Raw genomic sequence first — 25,263 nt, 5'->3', positions numbered from 1 at the left:
TTTTTCTAAAACAATACATTTACTTTATTTGTCACTGTCGTTACTATATCGGCTGAAATTAATGAGGTCATACCCAAATGGATAGTTCGTTTACGCCCATTGAACAAATGCTAAAATTTCGCGCCAGCCGCCACGAAGATTTTCCTTATCAGGAGATCCTTCTGACCCGTCTTTGTATGCACATGCAAAGCAAGCTGCTGGAGAACCGCAATAAAATGCTGAAGGCTCAGGGGATTAACGAGACGTTGTTTATGGCGTTGATTACGCTGGAGTCTCAGGAAAACCACAGTATTCAGCCTTCTGAATTGAGTTGTGCTCTTGGATCATCCCGTACCAATGCGACGCGTATTGCCGATGAGCTGGAAAAACGTGGCTGGATCGAACGTCGTGAAAGCGATAACGATCGCCGCTGCCTGCATCTGCAATTAACGGAAAAAGGTCACGAGTTTTTGCGCGAGGTTTTACCGCCGCAGCATAACTGCCTGCATCAACTCTGGTCCGCGCTCAGCACAACAGAAAAAGATCAGCTCGAGCAAATCACCCGTAAATTACTCTCCCGTCTCGATCAGATGGAACAAGACGGTGCGGTTCTCGAAGCGATGAGCTAACGCGTCATCTCGCTCAAAATCCAGATTTAATAAAAGAAAAACTGACCGGCCAGCATCGCAACGTGCTGGCCTTTTTGGCAAGCAGGTCGGCTCAGCCGATGAGTTAAGAAGATCGTGGAGAATACTATGAGCGCAAATGCGGAGACACAAACCCCGCAGCAACCGGTAAAGAAGAGCGGCAAACGTAAGCGTCTGCTCCTCCTTCTCACCTTGCTCTTTATTATTATTGCCGTAGCGATAGGGATTTATTGGTTTTTGGTACTGCGTCATTTTGAAGAAACTGATGACGCATACGTGGCAGGAAATCAGATTCAAATTATGTCTCAGGTGTCAGGCAGTGTGACGAAAGTCTGGGCCGATAACACCGATTTTGTAAAAGAAGGCGATGTGCTGGTCACTCTCGACCCGACGGATGCTCGCCAGGCGTTTGAAAAAGCCAAAACTGCGCTGGCTTCCAGCGTACGTCAAACCCACCAACTGATGATTAACAGCAAACAGTTGCAGGCAAATATTGAGGTGCAGAAAATCGCCCTCACCAAAGCTCAGAGTGATTACAACCGTCGCGTGCCGCTGGGCAATGCCAACCTGATTGGCCGCGAAGAGCTGCAACACGCCCGCGACGCCGTCACCAGCGCCCAGGCTCAATTGGACGTCGCCATTCAACAATACAATGCCAATCAGGCGATGATTCTGGGGACTAAACTGGAAGATCAGCCTGCCGTGCAACAGGCTGCCACCGAAGTACGTAACGCCTGGCTGGCACTGGAGCGTACCCGTATTGTCAGTCCGATGACCGGCTATGTTTCCCGTCGTGCCGTGCAACCGGGTGCCCAAATTAGCCCAACGACGCCGCTGATGGCGGTCGTTCCAGCCACGAATATGTGGGTAGATGCCAACTTTAAAGAGACGCAGATTGCCAATATGCGCATCGGCCAGCCGGTCACCATCACCACGGATATTTACGGCGATGATGTGAAATACACCGGTAAAGTGGTTGGTCTGGATATGGGGACGGGTAGCGCGTTCTCACTGCTTCCGGCGCAAAACGCCACCGGTAACTGGATCAAAGTGGTTCAGCGTTTGCCTGTTCGTATCGAACTGGACCAGAAACAGCTGGAGCAATACCCGCTGCGTATCGGTTTATCCACGCTGGTGAGCGTCAATACCACTAACCGTGACGGTCAGGTACTGGCAAACAAAGTACGCTCCACACCGGTCGCGGTAAGTACCGCGCGTGAAATCAGCCTGGAACCTGTCAATAAACTGATCGACGATATCGTAAAAGCTAACGCTGGCTAATCCAGAGGTGCGTGTGATGCAACAGCAAAAACCGCTGGAAGGCGCGCAACTGGTCATTATGACGATTGCGCTGTCACTGGCGACATTCATGCAGGTGCTGGACTCCACCATTGCTAACGTGGCGATCCCCACTATCGCCGGGAATCTGGGCTCATCGCTCAGCCAGGGAACGTGGGTAATCACTTCTTTCGGGGTGGCGAATGCCATCTCGATCCCGCTTACCGGCTGGCTGGCAAAGCGCGTCGGGGAAGTGAAACTGTTCCTCTGGTCAACCATCGCCTTTGCTATTGCGTCGTGGGCGTGTGGTGTCTCCAGCAGCCTGAATATGCTGATCTTCTTCCGCGTGATTCAGGGGATTGTCGCCGGGCCGTTGATCCCGCTTTCGCAAAGTCTATTGCTGAATAACTACCCGCCAGCCAAACGCTCGATCGCGCTGGCATTGTGGTCAATGACGGTGATTGTCGCGCCTATTTGCGGCCCGATCCTCGGCGGCTATATCAGTGACAATTATCACTGGGGATGGATATTCTTCATCAACGTGCCGATTGGCGTGGCGGTGGTGTTGATGACATTGCAGACGCTGCGCGGACGCGAAACCCGCACCGAACGGCGGCGGATTGATGCCGTGGGGCTGGCACTGCTGGTAATTGGTATCGGCAGCCTGCAGATTATGCTCGACCGCGGTAAAGAGCTGGACTGGTTTTCATCACAGGAAATTATCATCCTTACCGTGGTGGCGGTGGTGGCTATTTGCTTCCTGATTGTCTGGGAGCTGACCGACGATAACCCGATAGTCGATCTCTCGCTGTTTAAGTCGCGAAATTTCACCATTGGCTGCTTGTGTATCAGCCTCGCGTATATGCTCTACTTCGGCGCAATTGTTCTGCTGCCGCAGTTGTTGCAGGAAGTCTACGGCTACACGGCAACATGGGCAGGGCTGGCCTCTGCGCCGGTAGGGATTATTCCGGTGATCCTGTCGCCGATTATCGGCCGCTTTGCGCATAAACTGGATATGCGGCGACTGGTAACCTTTAGCTTTATTATGTATGCCGTCTGCTTCTACTGGCGTGCCTATACCTTTGAACCAGGTATGGATTTTGGCGCGTCGGCCTGGCCGCAGTTTATCCAGGGGTTTGCGGTGGCCTGCTTCTTTATGCCGCTGACCACCATTACGCTATCCGGTTTGCCACCGGAACGACTGGCGGCGGCATCGAGCCTCTCCAACTTTACGCGAACGCTGGCGGGGTCTATCGGTACGTCCATAACGACGACTATGTGGACCAACCGCGAGTCGATGCACCATGCGCAGTTGACCGAGTCGGTGAACCCGTATAACCCGAACGCCCAGGCGATGTACAGTCAACTGGAAGGGCTGGGGATGACGCAACAGCAGGCATCTGGCTGGATTGCCCAGCAAATCACCAATCAGGGGCTGATTATTTCCGCCAATGAGATCTTCTGGATGTCAGCCGGGATATTCCTCGTCCTGCTGGGGCTGGTGTGGTTTGCTAAACCGCCTTTTGGCGCAGGTGGCGGCGGAGGCGGTGCGCACTAAGGTTGTCAAAGGGAGCTGCGGCTCCCTTTTTATTTGCTCATTCTGCAAACGGTTGTTTAATCAACGCCAAATGATGCCATTATTGAGGGTTGCTTAATAAACAGTTCTGCAATCAGAAAAAACAGACAATGTATTTATATTCTTCTTAATGATCGTGTGTTTTATCTCATATTTTCATTCATTTTATCGATACACAGAAATCACATTTATATTATTTTTTGATAAAAATCCTGGTATTTACCCCTTCTAAAAAGATGTGCAAACAATAAACATGCAAATAATTCGTCATTTTTATTAAATCCAAAAAAAATATCTACACCATATATCTTAATGATTTTCCTAATTTTTCTTTTTATCATTTTTTACCACCTAAGATATTTAAATATTTTTGCTACAGAATACTATGCAACTTATTTTTTAGCACAACACCTAAATCATCAAAACAAATTAATATTAAATTACTTAGAAATTAAACTGATTTATAAGTATTGATTTCACACACTACCCTTCCATTGGTAGAACAGTAGCCTGATTAAAAGACGTTAAAAAACTAAGTTTTTACGTTTTTACTGTGAATTCGTTATTTATCTAAAAATAAATCATAAGGATGAAGAGGAACTTTATGAATATCAGGAAGCATCCCTTACCAACGCTGGCAATAGCTATTCCGACCGTGTTATCAATGCCCGTTTCTCTGGCATGGACACCACCCACGACCATCAACAGTGATGTTACCATCAACAATAATGATGTTGTAACGCTATCCTCATCCGAAAATAATTCATCAGTCTGGGATCAATTTCATTATCTTAATGTTGGTTCAAAAAGCGAAGGAACATTGAATATAGACGGGCGGGATCTGACTACGTCAAAAATCATAATCGGCAATGCTACCTCAGGGGTAGTGAAATTAGAAAACAATACTCATCTGACGCTTAGTAATGCATCGCCTAATGAACGCGACGTTTATTTAGGCACTAATGGTGGTTCAGGAACTTTAATGGTACTTAGCGGCAGTACCATCACCGATTTAAATGAATTCAGAATCGGTGAATTTAATTACCAGGCTCAAGGGCAAGTTATTATTGACGGTGCGGGTTCTTCCGTTTCTGCAAGATATGTGATGGTTGGCGATCAGGGGACAGGTAAACTTGAAATAACTCATGGCGGTCGTCTTACAGCATCAAAAGATGTGCTCATTGGTTTTACTGGAAATATGGGTGATTTTCACGGGACTGGATACGGTGAAACGCTGGTTGATGGCGACAATTCTTCATTAACAGTAAATGAATTTATCAGCCTTGGAGGATTGGATCCATCGCAGAACGAGGCCAAGGGGATACTTACCGTGAGTAATAATGCCACGGTCAGCGCTAATCAATTTATCTGGCTTGGGATGGCAGACACCAGCACCGGTATTCTAAACATAGGTGGGACTGTGGGAGAAGCCGAGCAGAAAGCGGGAATCATCAAGACGCCAACTATCCATATGGGAAGCGATGTCGGGAGTAGTACTGCCCAAATTAATTTTAACCACTCCAGCGAAGATTTTATCCTGGCTGCGGATATAGTTGGCAAAGGCGAGATTAACCAGGTAGGTTCAGGAATCACTACGTTGACTGGCGCAAATACCTACTCTGGCCAAACGAATATTAGTAAAGGCACCTTGCGTGCCGGTATCAACGATACCTTCAGCCCAAACTCGGATTATGTTGTCGACAGTGCTGGTCATCTCGATTTAAACACGCATTCGCAAACATTAAATACTCTGGCGCTGGCGGGAACAGCGACATTTTCTTCGTACAAAAATGGCCACGAATTCACGCCAACAACACTCACCATTAACGGCAACTACACCGCCGATAATGCCCTGTTAATCATGCACACTGCATTAGGTGAAGATAATTCCGTAACGGATAAACTCGTCGTAAAAGGCGATACTGCTGGTAGTACCCGCGTCAAAGTTAACAATGCAGGTGGTCGAGGGGCAGATACCCTGGAAGGCATACAAATTGTGGAAGTTGGGGGTCTGTCAAAGGGGACTTTCACTAAAGAAGGTCGTATTGTTGCTGGTGCCTATGATTACAACGTAACCAAAAGCGACGATCAGAATTGGTACTTAACCAGTGAAATCCCCATTATCCCCCCCATTGCACCTGTAATACCTGATACGCCTGATATCCCACCCGCGTCACCTTATACACCTGCTTCACCGGATACCCCCGTTGCACCTGAACCGCTGCCAGAAAGAAAGCATCAGTATCGCCCGGAGATTGGCAGCTATCTGGCTAATATTCAGGCTGCAAATACCTTGTTCAATACCCGACTGCATGACCGTCTTGGTGAAACACAATACACGGACCTGCTAACCGGCGAGCAAAAAGTTACCAGTTTGTGGATGAGAAACATTGGCGGGCATAACCGCTTTAAAGACAGTTCGGATGAGTTAAATACTCAGAGCAACCGTTATGTTCTGCAACTGGGCGGTGACCTCGCGCAATGGAGCAGTAACGATCTTGATCGCTGGCATCTCGGTTTAATGGCTGGCTATGCCAACAATAAGAGTCGCACACACTCCAACCTGACCGGATACAATTCTCATGGGCAAATAGACGGTTACAGCGTGGGGATGTATGGTACCTGGTACGCTAACGAAGCAGACAAAACCGGAACCTATGTTGATAGCTGGCTGTTATACAACTGGTTTGATAACTCCGTGAAAGGAGAGGATCTGCCGAGTGAGAAATATCATTCTGACGGCATCACCGCCGCCATTGAAACGGGTTATACCTTCCGTCTCGGTGAAAGCGCAGATGCCCGTACCAGCTACTGGTTGCAGCCCAAAATGCAGCTGACGTGGATGGACGTGAAGGCAGACAATCATACGGAAGACAATGGCACGCTTGTTGAGGACAGCACCGAAGGCAATCTGCAAACGCGGCTGGGGATGAAGGCGTATCTGCAAGGCCATAACCACATCGATGATAATAAAGACCGCTCCTTCCAGCCATTTGTGGAAGCCAACTGGATTTATAACTCCCACAATTACAGCGTTAAGATGGATAACATCAGCGACAAGATCGCCGGTACGCGAAACATTGGAGAGTTAAAAATAGGTGTTGAAGGTGAGATTGACCCGCATCTGCAACTGTGGGGCAATGTCGCCCAGCAGGTGGGGGATAGCGGTTACAGCGATACCCAGGGAATACTGGGCATGAAATATCTCTTCTGATGTCAATTTGCCACCTGTCGTTGCACAGGTGGCATTCTCCGGATGCACAATCGTTGTGATCCTGCTCCTAGATGTGCAGTTCCTGCAACTTCTCTTTCGGCAGCGCCAGTTCTTCGTTGCTGTTGATGCGCACGTCGCGTTCCAGAATGCTACGCGCAATATCCTGTGCTTCCTGCAAAGAGTGCATCTGGTAAGTGCCACACTGATAGACGTTCAGTTCCGGGATCTGATTCTGATCCTGCACTTTCAGCACGTCTTCCATTGCCGCTTTCCAGGCGTCAGCGACACGCTGCTCATCAGGCGTACCAATCAGACTCATATAAAAACCAGTGCGGCAGCCCATTGGTGAGATATCGATAATCTCAACGCCATTACCGTTAAGATGGTTACGCATAAAACCAGCAAACAGGTGCTCCAGAGTATGGATCCCTCTTTCTGGCATCACTTCTTTGTTCGGCACGCAGAAGCGAAGATCGAACACGGTAATTGCGTCGCCATGCGGGGTGTTCATTGTTTTCGCCACCCGAACTGCAGGCGCTTCCATCCGGGTATGATCGACTGTGAAGCTATCTAACAACGGCATTTAGCCACCTCCGGTAAATTTTTTTTAAATATTCTGAACTCTTTCTTCCCAGGCGAGTCTGAGTATATGAAAGACGCGCATTTGTTATCATCATCCCTGAATTCAGAGATGAAATTTTGGCCACTCACGAGTGGCCTTTTTCTTTTCTGTCAGGCGTGCTTTTCCAGCCACACCGTAAACGGCTCGGTATCTGCGGCTTCCATTTCCTGCTGGCGGCGTTTAGACGCCTCACGCTCAGCAACAAAATCCTCTTCGCGCAGAATTTCCAGTGGCTCTTCACGTAACAGATTACGGTAGGCTTCTGCAAACGCTTTACCTGTTCCGCCAATGCCAGTATCAATCATAGACCTTAAGATACGGGCAGAGAAAGTCAGATCAGGATTATCGAAGCAGGCGACCAGTTCATCACACACTTTCTGGTACGCTTCGCCGCCGTTAATGCTATCCAGCGTTTGCGCGACGCGTTTTAGATCGCGGAACAGATCTTTCCCTACCTGCGGTAACGGGAACTGCGCAGTTTCACAGCCGATACCCAGCGTCAGGCCCGGTTTGCGACCTTCGAGGATCACCCGGTTCCAGTTAACGCGTGTACAGGCAAGCTCGCTACTGCTCATTTCTGGCGCATCAGCTAACGCACACCAGACCATAAACAGGTCGAGGAAACGCACCTGCTGTTCATCTACACCTATCGGCGAGAACGGGTTGATGTCCAGAGAACGCACTTCAATATACTCAATGCCGCCACGTAACAACGCATCAGAAGGCGACTCTCCGCTGCGGGTAACGCGTTTCGGACGAATCGGCGCATACAGTTCGTTTTCAATCTGCAGCACATTACTATTGATTTGCAGCCGCTTACCGTCTTTCTCAATACCAATCTTCGCGTACTCTTCCGATGGCGTTTTGATTGCCTGTTTAAGGCCCGCTACGTACTCGTAGAGATCGTTGAAGGTAATACCAAGATTGCTTTGCGATTTATTGGTATAGCCAAGATCGCTCAAACGAAGAGAGGTCGCATACGGCAGGTAATACATACCGCACTCGGTTTTCTCAAACGGCAGCGACGTTGGTTTACCTTGCAGGAATGAAGAGCATATTGCCGGAGACGCGCCAAACAGATAAGGAATGACCCAACCGAAGCGATAGTAGTTGCGAATAACGCGGAAATAGCCCTCAGAGATTTTCTCTTTAGCATCAGCGCCCGAAATATCGCCACACTTCGCTTGCCAGAATGCCATAGGCAAAGAGAAGTTGTAATGCACGCCGGAGATGGTTTGCATCAGCGCGCCGTAGCGATTTTTCAGCCCTTCACGGTACAGCGTTTTAAAGCGTCCGGTGTTAGAAGTGCCATACTGCGCCAGTTCGATGTCCTGCCCTTCCGCAATGTAGCATGGCATACTTAACGGCCACATCCGCTCATCGCCCATATTGCGCGCCGTATAGCGATGTAGATCGCGCATAAAGGTCAGCATATGTTCAATATCACCATCCACTGGTGTAATAAATTCCAGCAATGCTTCCGCAAAATCGGTGGTTATCCATTTATGCGTCAGTGCGGAACCTAATGCTTCAGGATGACCTGTTGTTGCCAGTGTGCCATCAGCATTAACACGCAAAGTTTCGCGCTCCAGCCCACGCTGTATCCCCTTTAACGCCTGAGGATGTTTTTCCAGCCAGGCCAGCGCCTGTGATACGTCCGGGATCAAATTGACCTCCCGCCTGTCAAAATCGTTTTATTTAGCATAACTGTAATGGTGGCCATGTGTGCAGGCCTACAATTAGTGCCACCACATCATGCCCTGAACGGTAGCTACTGCAATCGCAACATAGCGTAACGCTTTACCAAGGCACAAAAAAAAGATTACCGGTCCCCACGAGATGCGCATCCACCCCGCTAACAGACACAGTAAATCGCCAACCACGGGCATCCAGCTTAATAATAGTGTGATTGCACCATATCGTTTCAGCCAGCCGATGGCTTTCTCTTGCCAGCGCGATGTTTTGCGCAATGGAAAGAAACGCCCAAGGATAACGTTAGTTAGCCCTCCAAGGCTATTACCCATTGTTGCTGTTAACACTAAAACCCAGGGATGATTTACCCCGGAAAGCAACATTGCAACCAGGACGACTTCGGAATTACCGGGTAATAGTGTAGCGCTGAGGAAACTACTGGCAAACAACGAGAAAAGCGATAACGCTTCACTCACAGCAAGCGAACATCCACAGCGTCCATGCCTGCAGCGCGAGCAGCCTGAATACCGAAATCAGCATCTTCAAAGACCACACACTGTGTTGGTTGCACGCCCATACGCTGCGCGCACAACAAAAATGTGTCTGGCGCAGGTTTATGATGTTTGACGTGATCGGCGGCAACGACGGTGTCAAAATAACGGCGTAATCCCAAGTGCGCCAGCAATGCCTCAGCGATAGCGCTTTCACTCCCCGTTCCTACAGCCATTGGTCGACGTCCGTGCCAGCTTTTCACCACTTCGACAAGAGGAAGCGGCTTGACGCTATCCAGCAGCATACTTCTTACCGCCTCTGTTTTTTCACGCGCCAGAGCATGCGGGTCGAGATCTGCCTGATTCAGCTCAATAATCGCCTGAGCAATGCGCCAGGTGGGCGAGCCATTAAGCGCAATCATCGCCTGAACATCGTACTGAAGACCGTAGTGCCCTAATACTTCGCGCCACGCTTTACGGTGCGTAGGCTCCGTATCCAGGATTGTGCCATCCATATCAAAAATTAAACCTGCATAACGCTCGTACATGGTCTTCTCGCAAGTCGAAAAATATGACGCTACTTTAGCGTAATTGCTTGATTTTGTCGCTGATGGCGAAGGGGAAGATTATTAAGGATATGGATAAAATAGTTATTTAGAAATGCGATGTTTTTGAAGGAAATTTTTTGGAGAAGATGGTGCATCCGGCAGGATTACTCGCCTTGCGGCTCGCCCTTCGGGCCGTTACTAAAGCAACGTTATCCTCCCTGGTGCCTGCGGTTAATACCGCTACCTCTTCGATACCTTCATTGCTGAAGATTTCGGAGAATATGGTGCATCCGGGAGGATTCGAACCTCCGACCGCTCGGTTCGTAGCCGAGTACTCTATCCAGCTGAGCTACGGATGCATTGGGAAATTTATTTTACTGCTGATATTGATATCGCTACTAAGGCCATATCAAGCAAGAAAATCCTTCTTAACCATCATCACTGATGATTACGGAGAATATGGTGCATCCGGGAGGATTCGAACCTCCGACCGCTCGGTTCGTAGCCGAGTACTCTATCCAGCTGAGCTACGGATGCATCGGGAAATTTATTTTACTGCTGATATTGATACCGCTACTAAAGCTGTATCAAGTAAGAGATGGTGCATCCGGGAGGATTCGAACCTCCGACCGCTCGGTTCGTAGCCGAGTACTCTATCCAGCTGAGCTACGGATGCATCGGGAAACTTACTTTACTGCAGATTTTTTGATACCGCTACTAAAGCCGTATCAAGTAAGAGATGGTGCATCCGGGAGGATTCGAACCTCCGACCGCTCGGTTCGTAGCCGAGTACTCTATCCAGCTGAGCTACGGATGCAAATGGCGGTGAGGCGGGGATTCGAACCCCGGATGCAGCTTTTGACCGCATACTCCCTTAGCAGGGGAGCGCCTTCAGCCTCTCGGCCACCTCACCACACGCCTCTTACGAGTGCTTCGAAGAACTTGTTTGTCGCTCATCGTCGCTGCGTGGCGCACATATTACTTTCTGAGACTTATAAGTCAAACAATTTTTCCCACACTTTTATCGTTTGCACACTTCGCGCTCAATTAGTCTGTAAAAACGTCAAAAAGAGTGTTTTATCAACAGAAAAACAGGCCTCTGACAGGTAGCAGTGATAGAGAAAAATGAAGGCAAAAGTTAAATGGACGGGAGTAGCGCGAAAAGAAAATGAAGTGAAGGAGAAATTTTGAGGGTGCGTCTCACCGTTAAAGATGAGACGCGGAAAGATTAGTAACTGGACTGCTGGGATTTTTCAGCCTGGATACGCTGGTAGATCTCTTCACGGTGAACAGAAACTTCCTTCGGGGCGTTTACGCCAATACGTACCTGGTTGCCCTTTACCCCTAAAACTGTCACGGTGACCTCATCCCCAATCATGAGGGTCTCACCAACTCGACGAGTCAGAATCAGCATTCTTTGCTCCTTGAAAGATTAAAAGAGTCGGGTCTCTCTGTATCCCGGCATTATCCATCATATAACGCCAAAAAGTAAGCAATGACAAACACATTACATCTAAGCAGTCATGGCATTACATTCTGTTAAACCTAAGTTTAGCCGATATACACAACTTCAACCTGACTTTATCATTGTCGATAGCGTCGATGCGAATGCCGTGAAGCACGTCCACGGCATTGCCTGACACTTATATTATTGCAATTTCGCGCTGACCCAGCCTTTCACACTGGCTAACGCTGCAGGTAAGGCCGCAGCATCCGTACCACCGGCTTGCGCCATGTCAGGACGTCCACCACCCTTGCCGCCCACCTGCTGAGCGACCATACCAATCAGTTCCCCTGCTTTCACGCGATCTGTGACATCCTTAGATACGCCTGCAATCAGAGAAACCTTACCTTCGGCTACCGTTGCCAGCACGATAATTGTCGACCCCAGCTGATTTTTTAAATCGTCAACCATGGTGCGCAACATTTTCGGCTCAACACCGCTAAGCTCGCTGACCAACAGCTTAACACCATTAACATCAATTGCCTTACTGGAAAGATTCGCACTTTCCTGTGCAGCAGCCTGTTCTTTAAGCTGTTGTAACTCTTTTTCCAGCTGACGCGTACGTTCCAGTACTGAACGTACTTTATCAGCCAGGTTATTGCTATCGCCTTTCAGCAGATGCGCAACTTCGCTTAAGCGATCGCTGTCTGCATGAACGGTGGCGATAGCGCCTTCTCCGGTTACTGCTTCGATACGACGAACGCCTGCAGCAGTACCCGATTCAGAGATGATGCGGAACAGACCAATATCACCGGTGCGGCTGGCGTGAGTACCGCCACACAGTTCGGTGGAGAAATCGCCCATGCTCAGCACGCGTACACGTTCATCATACTTCTCGCCGAACAGTGCCATCGCACCTTTCGCTTTCGCCGCTTCGAGATCCATGATGTTGGTTTCGATAGGCAAGTTACGACGAATCTGTGCGTTCACCAGATCTTCGACAGCACGAATCTCTTCTGGTTTCATCGCTTCGTTATGCGAGAAGTCAAAACGCAGCACCTTGTCATTAACCAGCGAACCTTTCTGGGAGACATGAGTACCCAGAACCTGACGCAGCGCAGCGTGCATCAAGTGCGTTGCTGAGTGATTCAGACGAATACGAGCGCGACGTGCTTCATCTACATCAGCTTGTACCGCGTCGCCCACTTTCAGAGAACCCGCAGCAAGTTTACCGATGTGACCAATCGCCTGGCCGTATTTCTGCGTATCTTCCACCGCAAAGGAGAAGTTAGCGCCTTTCAGCTCACCTTTATCGCCAACCTGACCGCCGGATTCCGCATAGAATGGTGTTTGATCCAGCACGACCACCGCTTCCTGGCCTGCATTAATGGCATCAACCGCTTTACCATCAACAAACAGCGCAGTCACATTGCCGTTCAGTTCCAGATGGTCATAGCCTTTAAATTCAGATGCGCTATCAACACGGATCATTGCGTTGTAATCGGCACCAAAGCCGCTGGCTTCGCGCGCACGACGACGCTGCTCTTCCATTGCTGCTTCAAAACCAGCTTCGTCAACTTTGATGTTGCGCTCACGACAAACATCAGCCGTCAGGTCAACCGGGAAGCCATACGTGTCGTACAGACGGAAAGCAGTTTCACCATCCAGCGTATCACCAGAAAGTTTTGCCAGCTCTTCATCCAGCAGCGCCAGACCGCGCTCCAGAGTACGGGCAAACTGCTCTTCTTCAGTCTTCAGAACCTGCTCAACCTGCGCCTGCTGGCGTTTCAGGTCTTCGCCCGCAGAGCCCATAACTTCGATCAGCGGCCCAACCAGTTTGTAGAAGAAGGTTTCTTTCGCACCCAACATATTACCGTGACGCACCGCGCGACGAATGATACGACGCAGTACATAACCACGGTTTTCGTTGGACGGCATTACGCCATCAGCGATCAGGAACGCACAAGAACGAATGTGGTCAGCGATTACGCGCAGCGATTTGTTGCTCAGATCGGTCGCGCCAGTGACTTTCGCTACGGCCTGGATCAGCGTGCGGAACAGGTCGATGTCATAGTTAGAGTTAACGTGTTGCAGCACCGCAGCAATACGCTCCAGCCCCATACCGGTATCTACGGACGGCTTCGGCAGCGGTTCCATAGTACCGTCAGCCTGGCGGTTGAACTGCATGAAGACGATGTTCCAGATCTCAATGTAGCGATCGCCGTCTTCTTCCGGACTTCCCGGAGGGCCACCCCAGATGTGGTCGCCGTGATCGTAGAAGATTTCGGTACACGGGCCGCACGGACCTGTGTCACCCATCTGCCAGAAGTTGTCAGATGCGTATGGCGCACCTTTGTTATCGCCGATGCGAATAATACGTTCGCGCGGGATGCCGACTTCTTTTTCCCAGATCTCGTAGGCTTCGTCGTCGCTTTCATAGACGGTAACCCACAGACGCTCTTTCGGCAGGGCAAACCATTTTTCACTGGTCAGCAGCTCCCATGCAAACTGGATAGCATCGTGTTTGAAATAGTCGCCGAAGCTGAAGTTGCCCAGCATTTCGAAGAAGGTATGGTGACGCGCGGTGTAACCGACGTTTTCCAGGTCGTTGTGTTTACCACCCGCACGCACGCAGCGTTGGGAAGTGGTAGCGCGGGAATAATTACGCTTGTCGAGCCCAAGGAACACATCCTTGAACTGGTTCATCCCGGCGTTGGTAAACAACAAAGTTGGGTCGTTATGGGGTACCAGGGAGCTGCTGGCAACTACCTGATGTCCCTTACTATGGAAAAAGTCGAGAAACGCCTGACGGATCTCAGCGGTGCTCTTGCTCATAATTATCCTGAAATCAAGCTAACGAAATATCGCCACCAGCTACAGCGTGCCTTAACCGCCGGGCTGGTAACTGAAAAGTGGGAATAAGATAAGTTTTCTTGACTGGGAAGTAAAATACCGTATGCATTCAGTCGGCAAAATTTCGCCAAATCTCCTGGATATCTTCCATCAGATAGCCACGATAGAGCAGAAAACGCTGGATCTTAACTTTTTCTGAAAAGACAGTTGGCAAAGGTTCGCCATATTTTCGCGTCGCCTGATCGCGCGCCAGCGCGCACCAGTCGATGTCACATTCACGCATCGCTTTTTCTGTCGCTTCGCGGGAAATACCTTTCTGATTCAGTTCCTGACGGATACGCGCAGGTCCATAACCTTTGCGGCTACGGCTGGCGATAAAGCGCGCAACAAATCGGCTGTCATCGAGATAGCCGTGTTCATGGCACCAGGCAATAACGCGCTCGTAATCTTCTGCCGTGGCATCAATCTCTTCCGGGCCATTTTTGCCCATGACCGGAGCCGCGAGTTTCCGTCGCAGCTCTTGCTCGCTGTGATCGCGTACCGCCAGGATGCGCACGGCGCGATCCAACAGGCGGGCATAGGCCGGGCGACGGGGCGTTGATTCTGTCATGGCATCCCCCTTATACGTAAAAAAGCAAAAGGGCCGCAGATGCGACCCAGAGATTGCTGATAAACAGGTTTAATAGTCAATGAGTGTGCAGAATGTTCCCGCAGGCCCAATTCGTTAGAGGATCGAGGTGAGAGTAATTTTTCACGCCAGCGCTGGCCTGTTCCCCTCACCCTAACCCTCTCCCCAAAGGGGCGAGGGGACCGTCCGTGCACACATTATCTATTATCATCAATAACTAACGATTAAAAATCTTCGTTAGTTTCTGCTACGCCTTCGCTGTCATCTACAGAGAAATCCGGCGTTGAGTTCGGATTGCTCAACAGCAACTCACGTACTTTCTTCTCAATTTCTTTCGCAGTTTCTGGGTTGTCTTTCAGCCAGGCAGTTGCATTCGCTTTACCCTGGCCGATCTTCTCACCTTTATAGCTGTACCACGCGCCTGCTTTCTCGATCAGCTTCTCTTTCACGCCCAGGTCAACCAGTTCGCCGTAGAAGTTGATACCTTCGCCGTAGAGGATCTGGAATTCAGCCTGTTTAAACGGCGCAGCGATTTTGTTCTTCACCACTTTCACGCGGGTTTCGCTACCCACCACGTTTTCGCCCTCTTTCACCGCGCCGATACGACGGATGTCGAGACGAACAGAGGCGTAGAATTTCAGCGCGTTACCACCGGTAGTGGTTTCCGGATTACCGAACATCACACCAATTTTCATACGGATCTGGTTGATGAAGATCAGCAGCGTGTTGGACTGCTTCAGGTTACCCGCCAGCTTACGCATCGCCTGGCTCATCATACGTGCTGCAAGGCCCATGTGAGAGTCGCCGATTTCGCCTTCGATTTCCGCTTTTGGCGTCAGTGCCGCCACGGAGTCAACGACGATAACGTCTACTGCGCCAGAGCGAGCCAACGCGTCACAGATTTCCAGTGCCTGCTCGCCGGTGTCCGGCTGGGAGCACAGCAGGTTGTCGATATCGACGCCCAGTTTACGTGCGTAGATTGGGTCCAGCGCGTGTTCAGCATCGATAAACGCACAGGTTTTACCTTCGCGCTGCGCTGCGGCGATCACCTGCAACGTCAGCGTGGTTTTACCGGAAGATTCCGGTCCGTAGATTTCGACGATACGGCCCATCGGCAGACCACCTGCCCCAAGCGCGATATCCAGTGAAAGAGAACCAGTAGAGATGGTTTCCACATCCATGGAACGGTCTTCACCCAGGCGCATGATGGAGCCTTTACCAAATTGTTTCTCAATCTGGCCCAGTGCTGCCGCCAACGCTTTCTGTTTATTTTCGTCGATAGCCATTTTTACTCCTGTCATGCCGGGTAATACCGGATAGTCAATATGTTCTGTTGAAGCAATTATACTGTATAGTCATACAGTATCAAGTGTTTTGTAGAAATTGTTGCCATAGCGTATTTAAGGCATAAGCCGTCGCCTTACGACGCACAGCATCGCGGTCGCCGCTAAAGCATTCCCGGCGGGTAATGCCTTCGCCGCTGGCAGAGGCAAAAGCAAACCAGACGGTGCCGACAGGCTTCTCTTCGCTGCCGCCATCCGGCCCGGCGATACCGCTGATAGATACGGCATAATCAGCACGAGCTGCTTTCAGTGCGCCTATCGCCATTTCCACCACGACAGGTTCACTCACCGCGCCATGCTGCGCCAGCGTCTCTTCGCGTACGCCGATCATCTGCGCTTTGGCTTCGTTACTGTAGGTGACAAATCCGCGTTCAAACCAGGCGGAACTGCCAGCAATATCGGTAATCACTTTCGCGACCCAACCGCCGGTACAGGATTCAGCAGTTGTTACGGTTGCACCACGGGATTTCAGCGCCAGCCCTACCTGCTCGCTTAACTGCATCAGTTCACTGTCAGTCATCACAACCTCTGTCAGTCAAAAATTTATGCCGGACAAGATAGCACTTTCCCGTAGAAGATGGGGATGAGCGGTTCATTTTACGAGTCGCGTTCCGAAAAAAGACTGTTGCGACCAGTCGGTAAAGAAAAAGCGCTACCATGCCGCGTTCGCATTGATATGTCTTCACAGGGAGAGAATAGCAATGGCAACAAAGAAAACGGATAACACCCCACAAAACGTGCTTAAACAGACCACGCAAATGCGTATGTGGGTCATCATTGGTGGCATCAGTGCACTGGTTTCAGTGGTATGTAAGGTTTTATCTTCTGGCTATCTTGAACCTTTCGACTTCGGCCAGGCTGCGTTAGGCGTTGTCTGCCTGGGATATGCGATATCGCTGTCGAAAAAAATCAAGCAATTACGTCATTCGAATAAACAGTAAAAAAGCAGAGGGAAGTTTAACCTCCCTCTTGCAGATAGTTACTGTACGCGCGCCAGCGCCACGGCTTGTCCTAACTGCCAGACCGCCATTGCGTAATGGGTGCTGTGGTTGTAACGGGTGATGGTGTAGAAGTTAGGCAGGCCGTACCAGTACTGGTAACCTGTCCCAACATCCAGACGCAGCAGGCTGGCCTGTTGATGATTGCCCAGCGACTGCTGTGGCGTTAAACCTGCCGCGGCAAGCTGCGAAATACTGTACTTAGTTTTGAAGCCATTTGGTAAGCCCGGAGCCTGGCCGTTTGCCATCACCGCAACCTGATCACCTTTAACCCAGCCGTGCGCTTTGAAATAGTTCGCCACGCTACCGATGGCATCAACCGGATCCCACAGGTTGATATGCCCGTCGCCGCTGAAATCTACCGCATATTGTTTGTAAGACGATGGCATAAACTGACCATAGCCCATCGCCCCGGCAAAGGAACCTTTAAGATTGAGCGGATCGTCCTGCTCGTTGCGCGCCATCAGCAGGAAGGTTTCCAGTTCACCAGAGAAATACTCCGCACGGCGCGGATAGTTAAATGACAGCGTCGCCAACGCATCAAGGATGCGGGTTTTACCCATCACACGTCCCCAGCGGGTTTCAACGCCGATAATCCCAACAATAATTTCCGGCGGTACGCCATACACTTGCCACGCACGATTCAGCGCATCTTCATACTGATTCCAGAAAACTACGCCGTTCTGCACGTTATCCGGAGTAATAAATTTTTTGCGATAACGCAGCCATGCGCCGTTCGGGCCAGATGGTGGCTTCACTGATGTGGATGGCGCCTGGTCATCCATCAGCCGCAGTACCGAATCCAGACGTTTCGCCTGGGAGAGGATTTCCTGCAATTGCTGACGATCGAAGCCGTGTTTGTTCACCATTTTGTCGATGAACTTCTGGGCATTCGGGTTATTGGCGAAATCTCCGCCCATCTGCATCACATTGTGCTGCGGCTCAAGCAGGAAGCCGCCGGACGGCGTTCCGGTGGTTGTTTCAGTCTCAGTCGGTTTTGGCTTGCTGCTACAGGCGGCAAGCAACACAAAAAGGGGAAGCAATGTTACATAACGATGCTTGAACATGAGGGGTCCATTTAACAGATTCAACCAGGGGCAAGTATGGTAAAGCATCCCGCCCCGCACAAGGAAGCGGTAGTCGTCCCCCGATACAGACTTTACATAACTTAAATCCTCTTGATCGACACTCCCTCCGTCAAACTTTCAAAATAAAATATTTATCTTTCATTTTGCGATCAAAATAACACTTTTAAATCTTTCAATCTGATTAGATTAGGTTGCCGTTTGGTAATAAAACAATAAATACTGAAGGAGAGAACAATGATAGAAACCATTACTCATGGCGCAGAGTGGTTCATCGGGCTGTTCCAGAAAGGCGGAGAGGTGTTTACCGGGATGGTGACCGGCATTCTTCCGCTGTTAATTAGCCTGCTGGTTATCATGAACGCATTGATTAATTTTATCGGTCAGCATCGTATTGAACGATTTGCTCAACGTTGCGCCGGTAACCCTGTTTCCCGTTATCTGCTGCTACCGTGCATTGGTACGTTTGTCTTTTGTAACCCGATGACCTTAAGCCTGGGTCGCTTTATGCCGGAAAAGTACAAACCCAGCTATTACGCGGCGGCCTCTTATAGCTGCCACTCAATGAATGGCCTCTTCCCCCATATTAACCCTGGCGAACTGTTTGTTTATCTTGGAATTGCCAACGGCCTGACAACACTGAATCTGCCACTTGGCCCACTGGCGGTGAGCTATCTGCTGGTTGGTCTGGTCACCAACTTCTTCCGCGGCTGGGTAACCGATCTGACCACCGCCATTTTCGAGAAAAAGATGGGCATTCAACTTGAACAGAAAGTTCGTCTGGCAGGAGCAACATCATGACACGTATTCGGATCGAAAAAGGGATGGGTGGCTGGGGCGGCCCGCTTGAACTGGATGCCACTCCGGGAAAAAAAATCGTCTATATCACTGCCGGTACACGTCCTGCGATTGTCGACAAACTGGCGCAACTTACTGGCTGGCAAGCTATCGACGGGTTTAAAGAAGGTGAACCCGCAGAAGCGGAAATTGGCGTTGCGGTAATCGACTGTGGCGGCACATTACGCTGCGGCATTTATCCGAAACGGCGTATTCCCACCATTAATATCCACTCGACGGGCAAGTCTGGTCCGCTGGCGCCGTACATCGTGGAAGATATTTATGTCTCTGGCGTGAAAGAAGAAAACATCACTGTAGTGGGTGATGCGACACCACAACCCTCCTCTGTGGGCCGTGACTATGACACCAGCAAGAAAATCACCGAACAAAGCGATGGTTTACTGGCGAAGGTGGGAATGGGTATGGGTTCTGCCGTAGCCGTGTTGTTTCAATCTGGTCGTGACACCATCGACACTGTATTAAAAACCATTCTGCCGTTTATGGCATTCGTCTCGGCGCTCATTGGCATCATTATGGCTTCTGGCCTTGGTGACTGGATTGCCCACGGTCTTGCTCCGCTGGCGAGTCATCCTCTGGGGCTGGTGATGCTGGCGCTTATCTGCTCCTTCCCGCTGCTTTCACCTTTCCTCGGCCCTGGCGCAGTTATCGCACAGGTTATCGGTGTATTGATTGGCGTTCAGATTGGCCTCGGCAATATTCCGCCGCATCTGGCTTTACCGGCGCTGTTTGCCATTAACGCGCAAGCGGCCTGCGACTTTATCCCGGTCGGTTTGTCGCTGGCAGAAGCCCGTCAGGATACGGTTCGCGTCGGTGTCCCTTCTGTACTGGTGAGCCGCTTTTTAACCGGCGCGCCGACTGTACTGATCGCCTGGTTTGTCTCCGGTTTTATCTATCAATAGAGGCTGAAACATGACCGTTATTTATCAGACCACCATCACCCGTATCGGCGCGAGTGCCACAGACGCCCTCAGCGACCAGATGCTTATCACCTTTCGTGAAGGCGCGCCTGCGGATCTCGAAGAGTATTGCTTCATTCATTGCCACGGCGAGTTGAAAGGTGCACTCCATCCCGGTTTGCAATTTTCGCTCGGGCAGCATCGCTATCCGGTGACCGCCGTTGGCAGCGTGGCGGAAGACAACCTTCGCGAACTGGGTCATGTCACCCTGCGCTTCGATGGTTTAAACGAAGCGGAATTTCCGGGCACTGTCCATGTGGCAGGCCCTGTACCCGACGATATCGCGCCGGGATCGGTTTTGAAGTTTGAATCTGTTAAGGAGTAAAAAATGAATCAGGTTGCCGTTGTCATCGGTGGTGGGCAAACCTTAGGCGCGTTCCTGTGCCACGGTCTGGCTGCCGAGGGGTATCGCGTCGCGGTTGTCGATATTCAGAGCGACAAAGCCGCAAATGTGGCACAAGAAATTAACGCCGAATATGGTGAAGGAACAGCGTACGGTTTTGGTGCTGACGCCACTAGCGAGCAAAGCGTTCTGGCGCTCTCTCGTGGGGTAGATGAAATCTTTGGTCGCGTAGATTTACTGGTCTACAGCGCCGGAATTGCAAAAGCAGCCTTTATCAGCGATTTCCAGCTCGGCGATTTTGACCGTTCGCTACAGGTGAATCTGGTGGGCTATTTCCTGTGTGCGCGTGAATTTTCGCGTTTGATGATCCGCGACGGGATTCAGGGGCGCATTATTCAGATCAACTCGAAATCCGGCAAAGTGGGCAGCAAACACAACTCTGGCTACAGCGCCGCGAAATTTGGTGGCGTCGGGCTGACTCAATCACTGGCGCTGGATCTGGCGGAATACGGCATTACGGTGCATTCACTGATGCTCGGTAACCTGTTGAAATCGCCGATGTTCCAGTCTTTGCTACCGCAATATGCGACCAAGCTGGGTATCAAACCGGATCAAGTCGAGCAGTATTACATCGATAAAGTGCCGCTCAAACGCGGCTGCGATTATCAGGACGTGCTGAATATGCTGCTGTTCTACGCCAGTCCTAAGGCGTCGTACTGCACTGGACAGTCGATTAATGTCACTGGCGGTCAGGTGATGTTCTGATCAACAGCGGAGATCCTTAAAGGGTCTCCGCGAGACTAATAGAATGCCTGATGCGCTACGCTTATCAGGCCTACAGGACTTCCGCCACCAGATTAAGGAGAAGTTATGGTATCCGCACTCATCACCGTCGCCGTTATCGCCTGGTGTGCGCAACTGGCCTTAGGCGGCTGGCAAATTTCTCGTTTTAACCGTGCCTTCGATGCACTTTGCCAACAAGGGCGCGTTGGCGTGGGACGTTCCAGCGGGCGCTTTAAACCACGGGTCGTGGTCGCCATCGCGCTGGACGATCAGCAGCGCATCGTCGATACCTTGTTTATGAAAGGACTGACCGTTTTCGCCAAACCGCAAAAAATACCCGCAATTACGGGTATGTATCCTGGTGATTTACGGCCCGATGTGATCTTTCCCCATGATCCACTGTCACAGAATGCTCTATCATTGGCGCTTAAACTGAAACGTGGATAATTTCGTTGTGAATGTTACTTGCTTGCGAAGTTATCATTTTGAAACCTAAATCAGGTAATCACGCCTATGAAACCTCGTCAGCGTCAGGCCGCCATTCTGGAGTATCTGCAAAAGCAGGGTAAATGCTCGGTTGAAGAATTGGCGCAATACTTTGACACCACAGGCACAACCATTCGCAAAGATTTGGTCATTCTGGAACATGCCGGAACCGTCATTCGTACTTATGGCGGTGTGGTGTTGAATAAAGAGGAATCCGATCCGCCTATCGATCATAAAACGCTTATCAACACCCACAAGAAAGAGCTGATTGCGGAAGCTGCCGTTAGTTTTATTCATGATGGCGACTCAATAATTCTTGATGCTGGCAGTACCGTGTTGCAGATGGTCCCCATGCTATCGCGCTTTAATAACATCACGGTGATGACCAACAGCCTGCATATCGTCAATGCGCTATCCGAACTGGATAACGAACAAACCATCCTGATGCCAGGCGGAACGTTTCGCAAAAAATCGGCCTCATTTCACGGGCAACTGGCGGAGAATGCCTTCGAGCATTTCACCTTCGACAAATTGTTCATGGGCACTGACGGCATCGATCTCAATGCGGGCGTAACCACCTTCAACGAAGTTTTTACCGTCAGTAAGGCGATGTGTAATGCCGCGCGTGAAGTCATTTTGATGGCTGACTCATCGAAGTTTGGTCGTAAAAGCCCCAACGTGGTTTGCAGTCTTGAAAGCGTCGATAAGCTGATTACCGACGCAGGTATTGACCCAGCGTTTCGTCAGGCGCTGGAAGAGAAAGGGATCGACGTGATCATAACCGGAGAAGGCAATGAGTGAAGCACTACTGAACGCGGGACGTCAGACATTAATGCTGGAGTTGCAGGAAGCAAGCCGTTTACCAGAACGTCTGGGCGATGATTTTGTTCGCGCCGCCAATATCATCCTGCACTGCGAAGGCAAAGTGGTGGTTTCGGGAATTGGCAAATCGGGCCACATTGGTAAGAAAATCGCGGCAACACTTGCCAGTACCGGCACACCGGCTTTTTTTGTCCATCCGGCAGAAGCGCTGCACGGCGATCTGGGGATGATTGAAAGCCGCGATGTGATGCTGTTTATCTCTTACTCCGGTGGTGCGAAGGAACTGGATCTGATTATTCCGCGTCTGGAAGATAAATCTATCGCGCTACTGGCAATGACCGGCAAACCGACGTCACCGCTGGGCCTGGCGGCGAAAGCGGTACTGGATATTTCCGTTGAACGCGAAGCCTGTCCGATGCACCTTGCGCCGACCTCGAGCACCGTCAATACCCTGATGATGGGCGATGCGCTGGCGATGGCAGTCATGCAGGCGCGCGGATTTAATGAAGAAGATTTTGCTCGCTCCCACCCAGCCGGAGCACTGGGCGCTCGCTTGCTGAATAAAGTGCATCATCTGATGCGCCGTGATGATGCCATCCCGCAGGTGGCGTTAACCGCCAGCGTGATGGACGCGATGCTGGAACTCAGCCGCACCGGGCTGGGGCTGGTGGCGGTATGTGACGCTCAACAACAGGTACAAGGCGTCTTTACCGACGGCGATTTACGTCGCTGGCTGGTTGGCGGCGGCTCACTTACCACGCCAGTTAATGACGCGATGACGGTTGGCTGCACCACATTACTGGCGCAAAGCCGCGCCATCGACGCCAAAGAAGTTCTGATGAAACGCAAAATCACCGCCGCACCGGTGGTAGATGAAAACGGCAAACTCACCGGCGCAATTAACCTGCAGGATTTCTATCAGGCCGGGATTATTTAATCCTTCAATCCCAGACGTTTCGCCAACCGATGCAGGTTGGCGACGTCAGTTTCCAGCATTCGCGCACAGGCAGCCCAGTTGTGATGATTTTGTGCCAGTGCCTGGCGAATGGTTTCACGCTGGAACGCTTCTGTCGCTTCACGCAGATTTTGCTTAACAACGGGCACCGCCGCCGCTTCTGGCGGCGGTAACGTCACCTCAGGAAAAGCAAAATGTTGCGCCTCAAGAATCACTTCATCGCCGTTGCGGGTGGCTCTCGCCAGTACCACCGCCCGATGAATAGCATGTTCCAGTTCGCGCACGTTCCCCGGAAAACTATAGTGTTGCAGTAAATTTCGCGCACTGGCGCTTAACACCACGCGGGAAAGCCCCAACCGCAGGCGGCACTGCTCGCAGAAATACCCCGCCAGCAGAATGACGTCATCGCCCCGCTCACGCAGCGGCGGCACCGAAAGTGGAAACACGCTCAGGCGATGAAACAAGTCAGCGCGAAATCGCCCTGCAAGTACCTCTTCACGTAAGTCGCGGTTAGTCGCCGCCAGCACGCGCACATCGACCCGCAAACTGCGGTCATCGCCAACGCGCTGAATATCGCCATACTGCAACACCCTCAGCAGCTTGGCCTGCAATGCCAACGACAACTCGCCAATCTCATCCAGAAACAGCGTGCCGTTATCCGCCATTTCAAACTTCCCGCTGCGGTTACTGATAGCGCCAGTAAACGCTCCTTTCACATGCCCGAACAACTCACTTTCCGCCACACTTTCCGGCAGTGCGGCACAGTTGAGATAGACCAACGGATTCACCGCCCGTGGCGAGGCTTCATGAATCGCTTTCGCCACCAGCTCCTTACCGGTTCCCGTCTCACCGCTGATTAAGACGTTGAGATCGGACGCCGCCACAATCTCAATCTCTTTTTTTAATTGCGTCATACCTGGCGACAGACCGATCATCTGCGTCTGTTTCACCGCTTCAAATGGAGCGGCATCGCCCGGCAGCATATTCTGGCTTTCCAGTTGCTCAATCAGCAACGCATTGCTTAACGCTCCCGCCGCCAGCGCGGCAATCAGGCGTAACTCTTCGTCGCTGAAAACATCGAACTGATCGGGCTGCATCCCGTCGAGCGTCAATGCGCCGATCAGGTTTTGTCCGGCAAACAATGGCAGACCAACGCAGGCATGAACCTTCAGACTCTCCTGCCCGGGAATCAAACCGTCATAGGGATCGGGCAATTCGCTGTCTGCGGGAAAGCGCACCACGTCCCCGGCGCGGGCAATCGCTTCCAGCCGTGGATGCCCTTCCAGCGCAAAGCGTCTACCGAGTACATCCTTCGCCAACCCGTCGATGGCAAGCGGAATAAACTGCCGCGAGTCGTAACGTAGCAACGCAGACGCATCGCACTCCAGCACCTGACGCAGCGTGGTGATCAGGCGCTGAAAACGATCCTGATGACCAATCCCACGCTGCAATTCGATGGCGATATTCGCCAGCACATCAACGGAAAAACTCATCTTTGCCTCAATGTCAATTTGACTATAGATATTGTCATATCGACCATTTTATTGATAGTCATTTTGACTACTCACTAATGAGCATAATTTTATTTATAGAGTAAAAACAATTAGATAAAAAACTGGCACGCAATCTGCAATTAGCAAGACATCTTTTTAGAACACGCTG

Annotated in this window: 23 protein-coding genes and 5 tRNA genes; 12 read left to right on the top strand and 16 right to left on the bottom strand. The window is 50.8% G+C overall.

The window, feature by feature from the left end:
• The first annotated feature begins 77 nt into the window (after positions 1-77).
• The 4 genes from emrR (at position 78) to D9742_RS03950 (ending at position 6,694) form a co-directional block, all read left to right on the top strand.
• Positions 78-608, top strand: coding sequence for a multidrug efflux transporter EmrAB transcriptional repressor EmrR (gene emrR / locus D9742_RS03965; RefSeq protein WP_000378441.1), 531 nt, complete (start codon positions 78-80; stop codon positions 606-608).
• A gap of 126 nt (positions 609-734) precedes the next feature.
• A complete protein-coding gene (gene emrA, locus D9742_RS03960; RefSeq protein ID WP_130236054.1) occupies positions 735-1,907 on the top strand; it encodes a multidrug efflux MFS transporter periplasmic adaptor subunit EmrA in 1,173 nt (390 codons plus the stop codon).
• A 16-nt stretch (positions 1,908-1,923) separates the two neighbouring features.
• Positions 1,924-3,462, top strand: coding sequence for a multidrug efflux MFS transporter permease subunit EmrB (gene emrB, locus D9742_RS03955; RefSeq protein ID WP_001305258.1), 1,539 nt, complete (start codon positions 1,924-1,926; stop codon positions 3,460-3,462).
• A 622-nt stretch (positions 3,463-4,084) separates the two neighbouring features.
• The gene (locus tag D9742_RS03950; RefSeq protein ID WP_130236053.1) at positions 4,085-6,694 is read left to right on the top strand and encodes an autotransporter outer membrane beta-barrel domain-containing protein; all 2,610 of its coding nucleotides are present in this window, start codon (positions 4,085-4,087) and stop codon (positions 6,692-6,694) included.
• A 67-nt stretch (positions 6,695-6,761) separates the two neighbouring features.
• Here the strand turns inward: D9742_RS03950 and luxS are convergent, their stop codons facing one another.
• The 14 genes from luxS to pncC all read right to left on the bottom strand — a co-directional run bounded on the left by luxS (position 6,762) and on the right by pncC (position 16,835).
• Positions 6,762-7,277: an S-ribosylhomocysteine lyase gene (luxS, locus tag D9742_RS03945; protein ID WP_001130211.1), complete on the bottom strand. Its 516-nt coding sequence runs from the start codon at positions 7,275-7,277 to the stop codon at positions 6,762-6,764.
• Between the two features lie 149 nt (positions 7,278-7,426).
• On the bottom strand, positions 7,427-8,983 hold the full coding sequence (gene gshA / locus D9742_RS03940) for a glutamate--cysteine ligase (RefSeq protein WP_130236052.1): 1,557 nt from the start codon (positions 8,981-8,983) through the stop codon (positions 7,427-7,429).
• 72 nt (positions 8,984-9,055) lie between these two features.
• Positions 9,056-9,484, bottom strand: coding sequence for a YqaA family protein (locus D9742_RS03935; protein WP_130236051.1), 429 nt, complete (start codon positions 9,482-9,484; stop codon positions 9,056-9,058).
• Positions 9,481-10,047, bottom strand: a complete 567-nt coding sequence (yqaB, locus tag D9742_RS03930; protein WP_130236050.1) for a fructose-1-phosphate/6-phosphogluconate phosphatase — start codon at positions 10,045-10,047, stop codon at positions 9,481-9,483. The genes D9742_RS03935 and yqaB overlap by 4 nt, the downstream gene beginning before the upstream one ends.
• A 282-nt stretch (positions 10,048-10,329) precedes the next feature.
• Positions 10,330-10,406, bottom strand: a tRNA-Arg gene (locus D9742_RS03925).
• 101 nt (positions 10,407-10,507) lie between these two features.
• Positions 10,508-10,584, bottom strand: a tRNA-Arg gene (locus D9742_RS03920).
• Between the two features lie 62 nt (positions 10,585-10,646).
• Positions 10,647-10,723 (bottom strand) — tRNA-Arg (locus tag D9742_RS03915).
• Between the two features lie 64 nt (positions 10,724-10,787).
• Positions 10,788-10,864 (bottom strand) — tRNA-Arg (locus tag D9742_RS03910).
• A 3-nt stretch (positions 10,865-10,867) separates the two neighbouring features.
• Positions 10,868-10,960, bottom strand: a tRNA-Ser gene (locus D9742_RS03905).
• 315 nt (positions 10,961-11,275) lie between these two features.
• Positions 11,276-11,461, bottom strand: coding sequence for a carbon storage regulator CsrA (gene csrA / locus D9742_RS03900; RefSeq protein WP_000906486.1), 186 nt, complete (start codon positions 11,459-11,461; stop codon positions 11,276-11,278).
• Positions 11,462-11,695: 234 nt separating this feature from the next.
• The gene (gene alaS, locus D9742_RS03895; protein ID WP_130236049.1) at positions 11,696-14,326 is read right to left on the bottom strand and encodes an alanine--tRNA ligase; all 2,631 of its coding nucleotides are present in this window, start codon (positions 14,324-14,326) and stop codon (positions 11,696-11,698) included.
• 127 nt (positions 14,327-14,453) lie between these two features.
• On the bottom strand, positions 14,454-14,954 hold the full coding sequence (recX, locus tag D9742_RS03890) for a recombination regulator RecX (RefSeq protein ID WP_130236048.1): 501 nt from the start codon (positions 14,952-14,954) through the stop codon (positions 14,454-14,456).
• Between the two features lie 242 nt (positions 14,955-15,196).
• A complete protein-coding gene (gene recA, locus D9742_RS03885; RefSeq protein ID WP_000963143.1) occupies positions 15,197-16,258 on the bottom strand; it encodes a recombinase RecA in 1,062 nt (353 codons plus the stop codon).
• A 79-nt stretch (positions 16,259-16,337) separates the two neighbouring features.
• Positions 16,338-16,835 (bottom strand): nicotinamide-nucleotide amidase, encoded by a 498-nt coding sequence (pncC, locus tag D9742_RS03880; RefSeq protein ID WP_130236047.1) that lies wholly within the window; start codon positions 16,833-16,835, stop codon positions 16,338-16,340.
• A gap of 181 nt (positions 16,836-17,016) precedes the next feature.
• On the opposite strand from pncC, the gene D9742_RS03875 reads away from it, so the two are divergent.
• Positions 17,017-17,256, top strand: coding sequence for a hypothetical protein (locus tag D9742_RS03875; RefSeq protein ID WP_130236046.1), 240 nt, complete (start codon positions 17,017-17,019; stop codon positions 17,254-17,256).
• A 38-nt stretch (positions 17,257-17,294) separates the two neighbouring features.
• Here D9742_RS03875 and mltB read toward each other — a convergent pair whose 3' ends face one another.
• Positions 17,295-18,380 carry a lytic murein transglycosylase B gene (gene mltB, locus D9742_RS03870; protein ID WP_130236045.1) on the bottom strand — a complete coding sequence of 362 codons (1,086 nt, stop codon included), beginning with the start codon at positions 18,378-18,380 and terminating at the stop codon, positions 17,295-17,297.
• Between the two features lie 255 nt (positions 18,381-18,635).
• Between mltB and srlA the strand changes: the two genes are divergently transcribed.
• The 7 genes from srlA (at position 18,636) to gutQ (ending at position 23,583) form a co-directional block, all read left to right on the top strand.
• Entirely contained in the window at positions 18,636-19,199 is a 564-nt protein-coding gene (gene srlA, locus D9742_RS03865) for a PTS glucitol/sorbitol transporter subunit IIC (RefSeq protein ID WP_130236044.1), read from the top strand.
• Positions 19,196-20,155, top strand: coding sequence for a PTS glucitol/sorbitol transporter subunit IIB (srlE, locus tag D9742_RS03860; protein WP_130236043.1), 960 nt, complete (start codon positions 19,196-19,198; stop codon positions 20,153-20,155). The genes srlA and srlE overlap by 4 nt, the downstream gene beginning before the upstream one ends.
• A gap of 10 nt (positions 20,156-20,165) precedes the next feature.
• The gene (srlB, locus tag D9742_RS03855; protein WP_000216201.1) at positions 20,166-20,537 is read left to right on the top strand and encodes a PTS glucitol/sorbitol transporter subunit IIA; all 372 of its coding nucleotides are present in this window, start codon (positions 20,166-20,168) and stop codon (positions 20,535-20,537) included.
• A gap of 3 nt (positions 20,538-20,540) precedes the next feature.
• Positions 20,541-21,320 (top strand): sorbitol-6-phosphate dehydrogenase, encoded by a 780-nt coding sequence (gene srlD, locus D9742_RS03850; RefSeq protein WP_001077351.1) that lies wholly within the window; start codon positions 20,541-20,543, stop codon positions 21,318-21,320.
• Positions 21,321-21,425: 105 nt separating this feature from the next.
• Positions 21,426-21,785: a transcriptional regulator GutM gene (gene gutM, locus D9742_RS03845; protein WP_130236042.1), complete on the top strand. Its 360-nt coding sequence runs from the start codon at positions 21,426-21,428 to the stop codon at positions 21,783-21,785.
• 66 nt (positions 21,786-21,851) lie between these two features.
• Positions 21,852-22,625, top strand: coding sequence for a glucitol operon DNA-binding transcriptional repressor SrlR (gene srlR, locus D9742_RS03840; RefSeq protein WP_130236041.1), 774 nt, complete (start codon positions 21,852-21,854; stop codon positions 22,623-22,625).
• The gene (gene gutQ, locus D9742_RS03835; protein WP_130236040.1) at positions 22,618-23,583 is read left to right on the top strand and encodes an arabinose-5-phosphate isomerase GutQ; all 966 of its coding nucleotides are present in this window, start codon (positions 22,618-22,620) and stop codon (positions 23,581-23,583) included. Before srlR ends, gutQ begins: the two co-directional genes overlap by 8 nt.
• Here gutQ and norR read toward each other — a convergent pair.
• Entirely contained in the window at positions 23,580-25,094 is a 1,515-nt protein-coding gene (gene norR / locus D9742_RS03830; RefSeq protein WP_130236039.1) for a nitric oxide reductase transcriptional regulator NorR, read from the bottom strand. The two genes, gutQ and norR, sit on opposite strands and share 4 nt — an antisense overlap.
• Positions 25,095-25,263: the final 169 nt, after the last annotated feature.

Source organism: Escherichia sp. E1V33 (assembly GCF_004211955.1).
Lineage (GTDB): Bacteria > Pseudomonadota > Gammaproteobacteria > Enterobacterales > Enterobacteriaceae > Escherichia.
The sequence above is the reverse complement of the archived record's forward strand: the minus strand, read 5'-3'. Positions and strand labels throughout refer to the sequence as shown.

Excerpts from the sequence above, each read along its gene's own strand:
- emrR (WP_000378441.1), top strand. The coding sequence starts at position 78 with ATGGATAGTTCGTTTACGCCCATTGAACAAATGCTAAAATTTCGCGCC.
- emrA (WP_130236054.1), top strand. The coding sequence starts at position 735 with ATGAGCGCAAATGCGGAGACACAAACCCCGCAGCAACCGGTAAAGAAG.
- emrB (WP_001305258.1), top strand. The coding sequence starts at position 1,924 with ATGCAACAGCAAAAACCGCTGGAAGGCGCGCAACTGGTCATTATGACG.
- D9742_RS03950 (WP_130236053.1), top strand. The coding sequence starts at position 4,085 with ATGAATATCAGGAAGCATCCCTTACCAACGCTGGCAATAGCTATTCCG.
- luxS (WP_001130211.1), bottom strand. The coding sequence starts at position 7,277 with ATGCCGTTGTTAGATAGCTTCACAGTCGATCATACCCGGATGGAAGCG.
- yqaB (WP_130236050.1), bottom strand. The coding sequence starts at position 10,047 with ATGTACGAGCGTTATGCAGGTTTAATTTTTGATATGGATGGCACAATC.
- csrA (WP_000906486.1), bottom strand. The coding sequence starts at position 11,461 with ATGCTGATTCTGACTCGTCGAGTTGGTGAGACCCTCATGATTGGGGAT.
- alaS (WP_130236049.1), bottom strand. The coding sequence starts at position 14,326 with ATGAGCAAGAGCACCGCTGAGATCCGTCAGGCGTTTCTCGACTTTTTC.
- recX (WP_130236048.1), bottom strand. The coding sequence starts at position 14,954 with ATGACAGAATCAACGCCCCGTCGCCCGGCCTATGCCCGCCTGTTGGAT.
- recA (WP_000963143.1), bottom strand. The coding sequence starts at position 16,258 with ATGGCTATCGACGAAAATAAACAGAAAGCGTTGGCGGCAGCACTGGGC.
- pncC (WP_130236047.1), bottom strand. The coding sequence starts at position 16,835 with ATGACTGACAGTGAACTGATGCAGTTAAGCGAGCAGGTAGGGCTGGCG.
- D9742_RS03875 (WP_130236046.1), top strand. The coding sequence starts at position 17,017 with ATGGCAACAAAGAAAACGGATAACACCCCACAAAACGTGCTTAAACAG.
- mltB (WP_130236045.1), bottom strand. The coding sequence starts at position 18,380 with ATGTTCAAGCATCGTTATGTAACATTGCTTCCCCTTTTTGTGTTGCTT.
- srlA (WP_130236044.1), top strand. The coding sequence starts at position 18,636 with ATGATAGAAACCATTACTCATGGCGCAGAGTGGTTCATCGGGCTGTTC.
- srlE (WP_130236043.1), top strand. The coding sequence starts at position 19,196 with ATGACACGTATTCGGATCGAAAAAGGGATGGGTGGCTGGGGCGGCCCG.
- srlB (WP_000216201.1), top strand. The coding sequence starts at position 20,166 with ATGACCGTTATTTATCAGACCACCATCACCCGTATCGGCGCGAGTGCC.
- srlD (WP_001077351.1), top strand. The coding sequence starts at position 20,541 with ATGAATCAGGTTGCCGTTGTCATCGGTGGTGGGCAAACCTTAGGCGCG.
- gutM (WP_130236042.1), top strand. The coding sequence starts at position 21,426 with ATGGTATCCGCACTCATCACCGTCGCCGTTATCGCCTGGTGTGCGCAA.
- srlR (WP_130236041.1), top strand. The coding sequence starts at position 21,852 with ATGAAACCTCGTCAGCGTCAGGCCGCCATTCTGGAGTATCTGCAAAAG.
- gutQ (WP_130236040.1), top strand. The coding sequence starts at position 22,618 with ATGAGTGAAGCACTACTGAACGCGGGACGTCAGACATTAATGCTGGAG.
- norR (WP_130236039.1), bottom strand. The coding sequence starts at position 25,094 with ATGAGTTTTTCCGTTGATGTGCTGGCGAATATCGCCATCGAATTGCAG.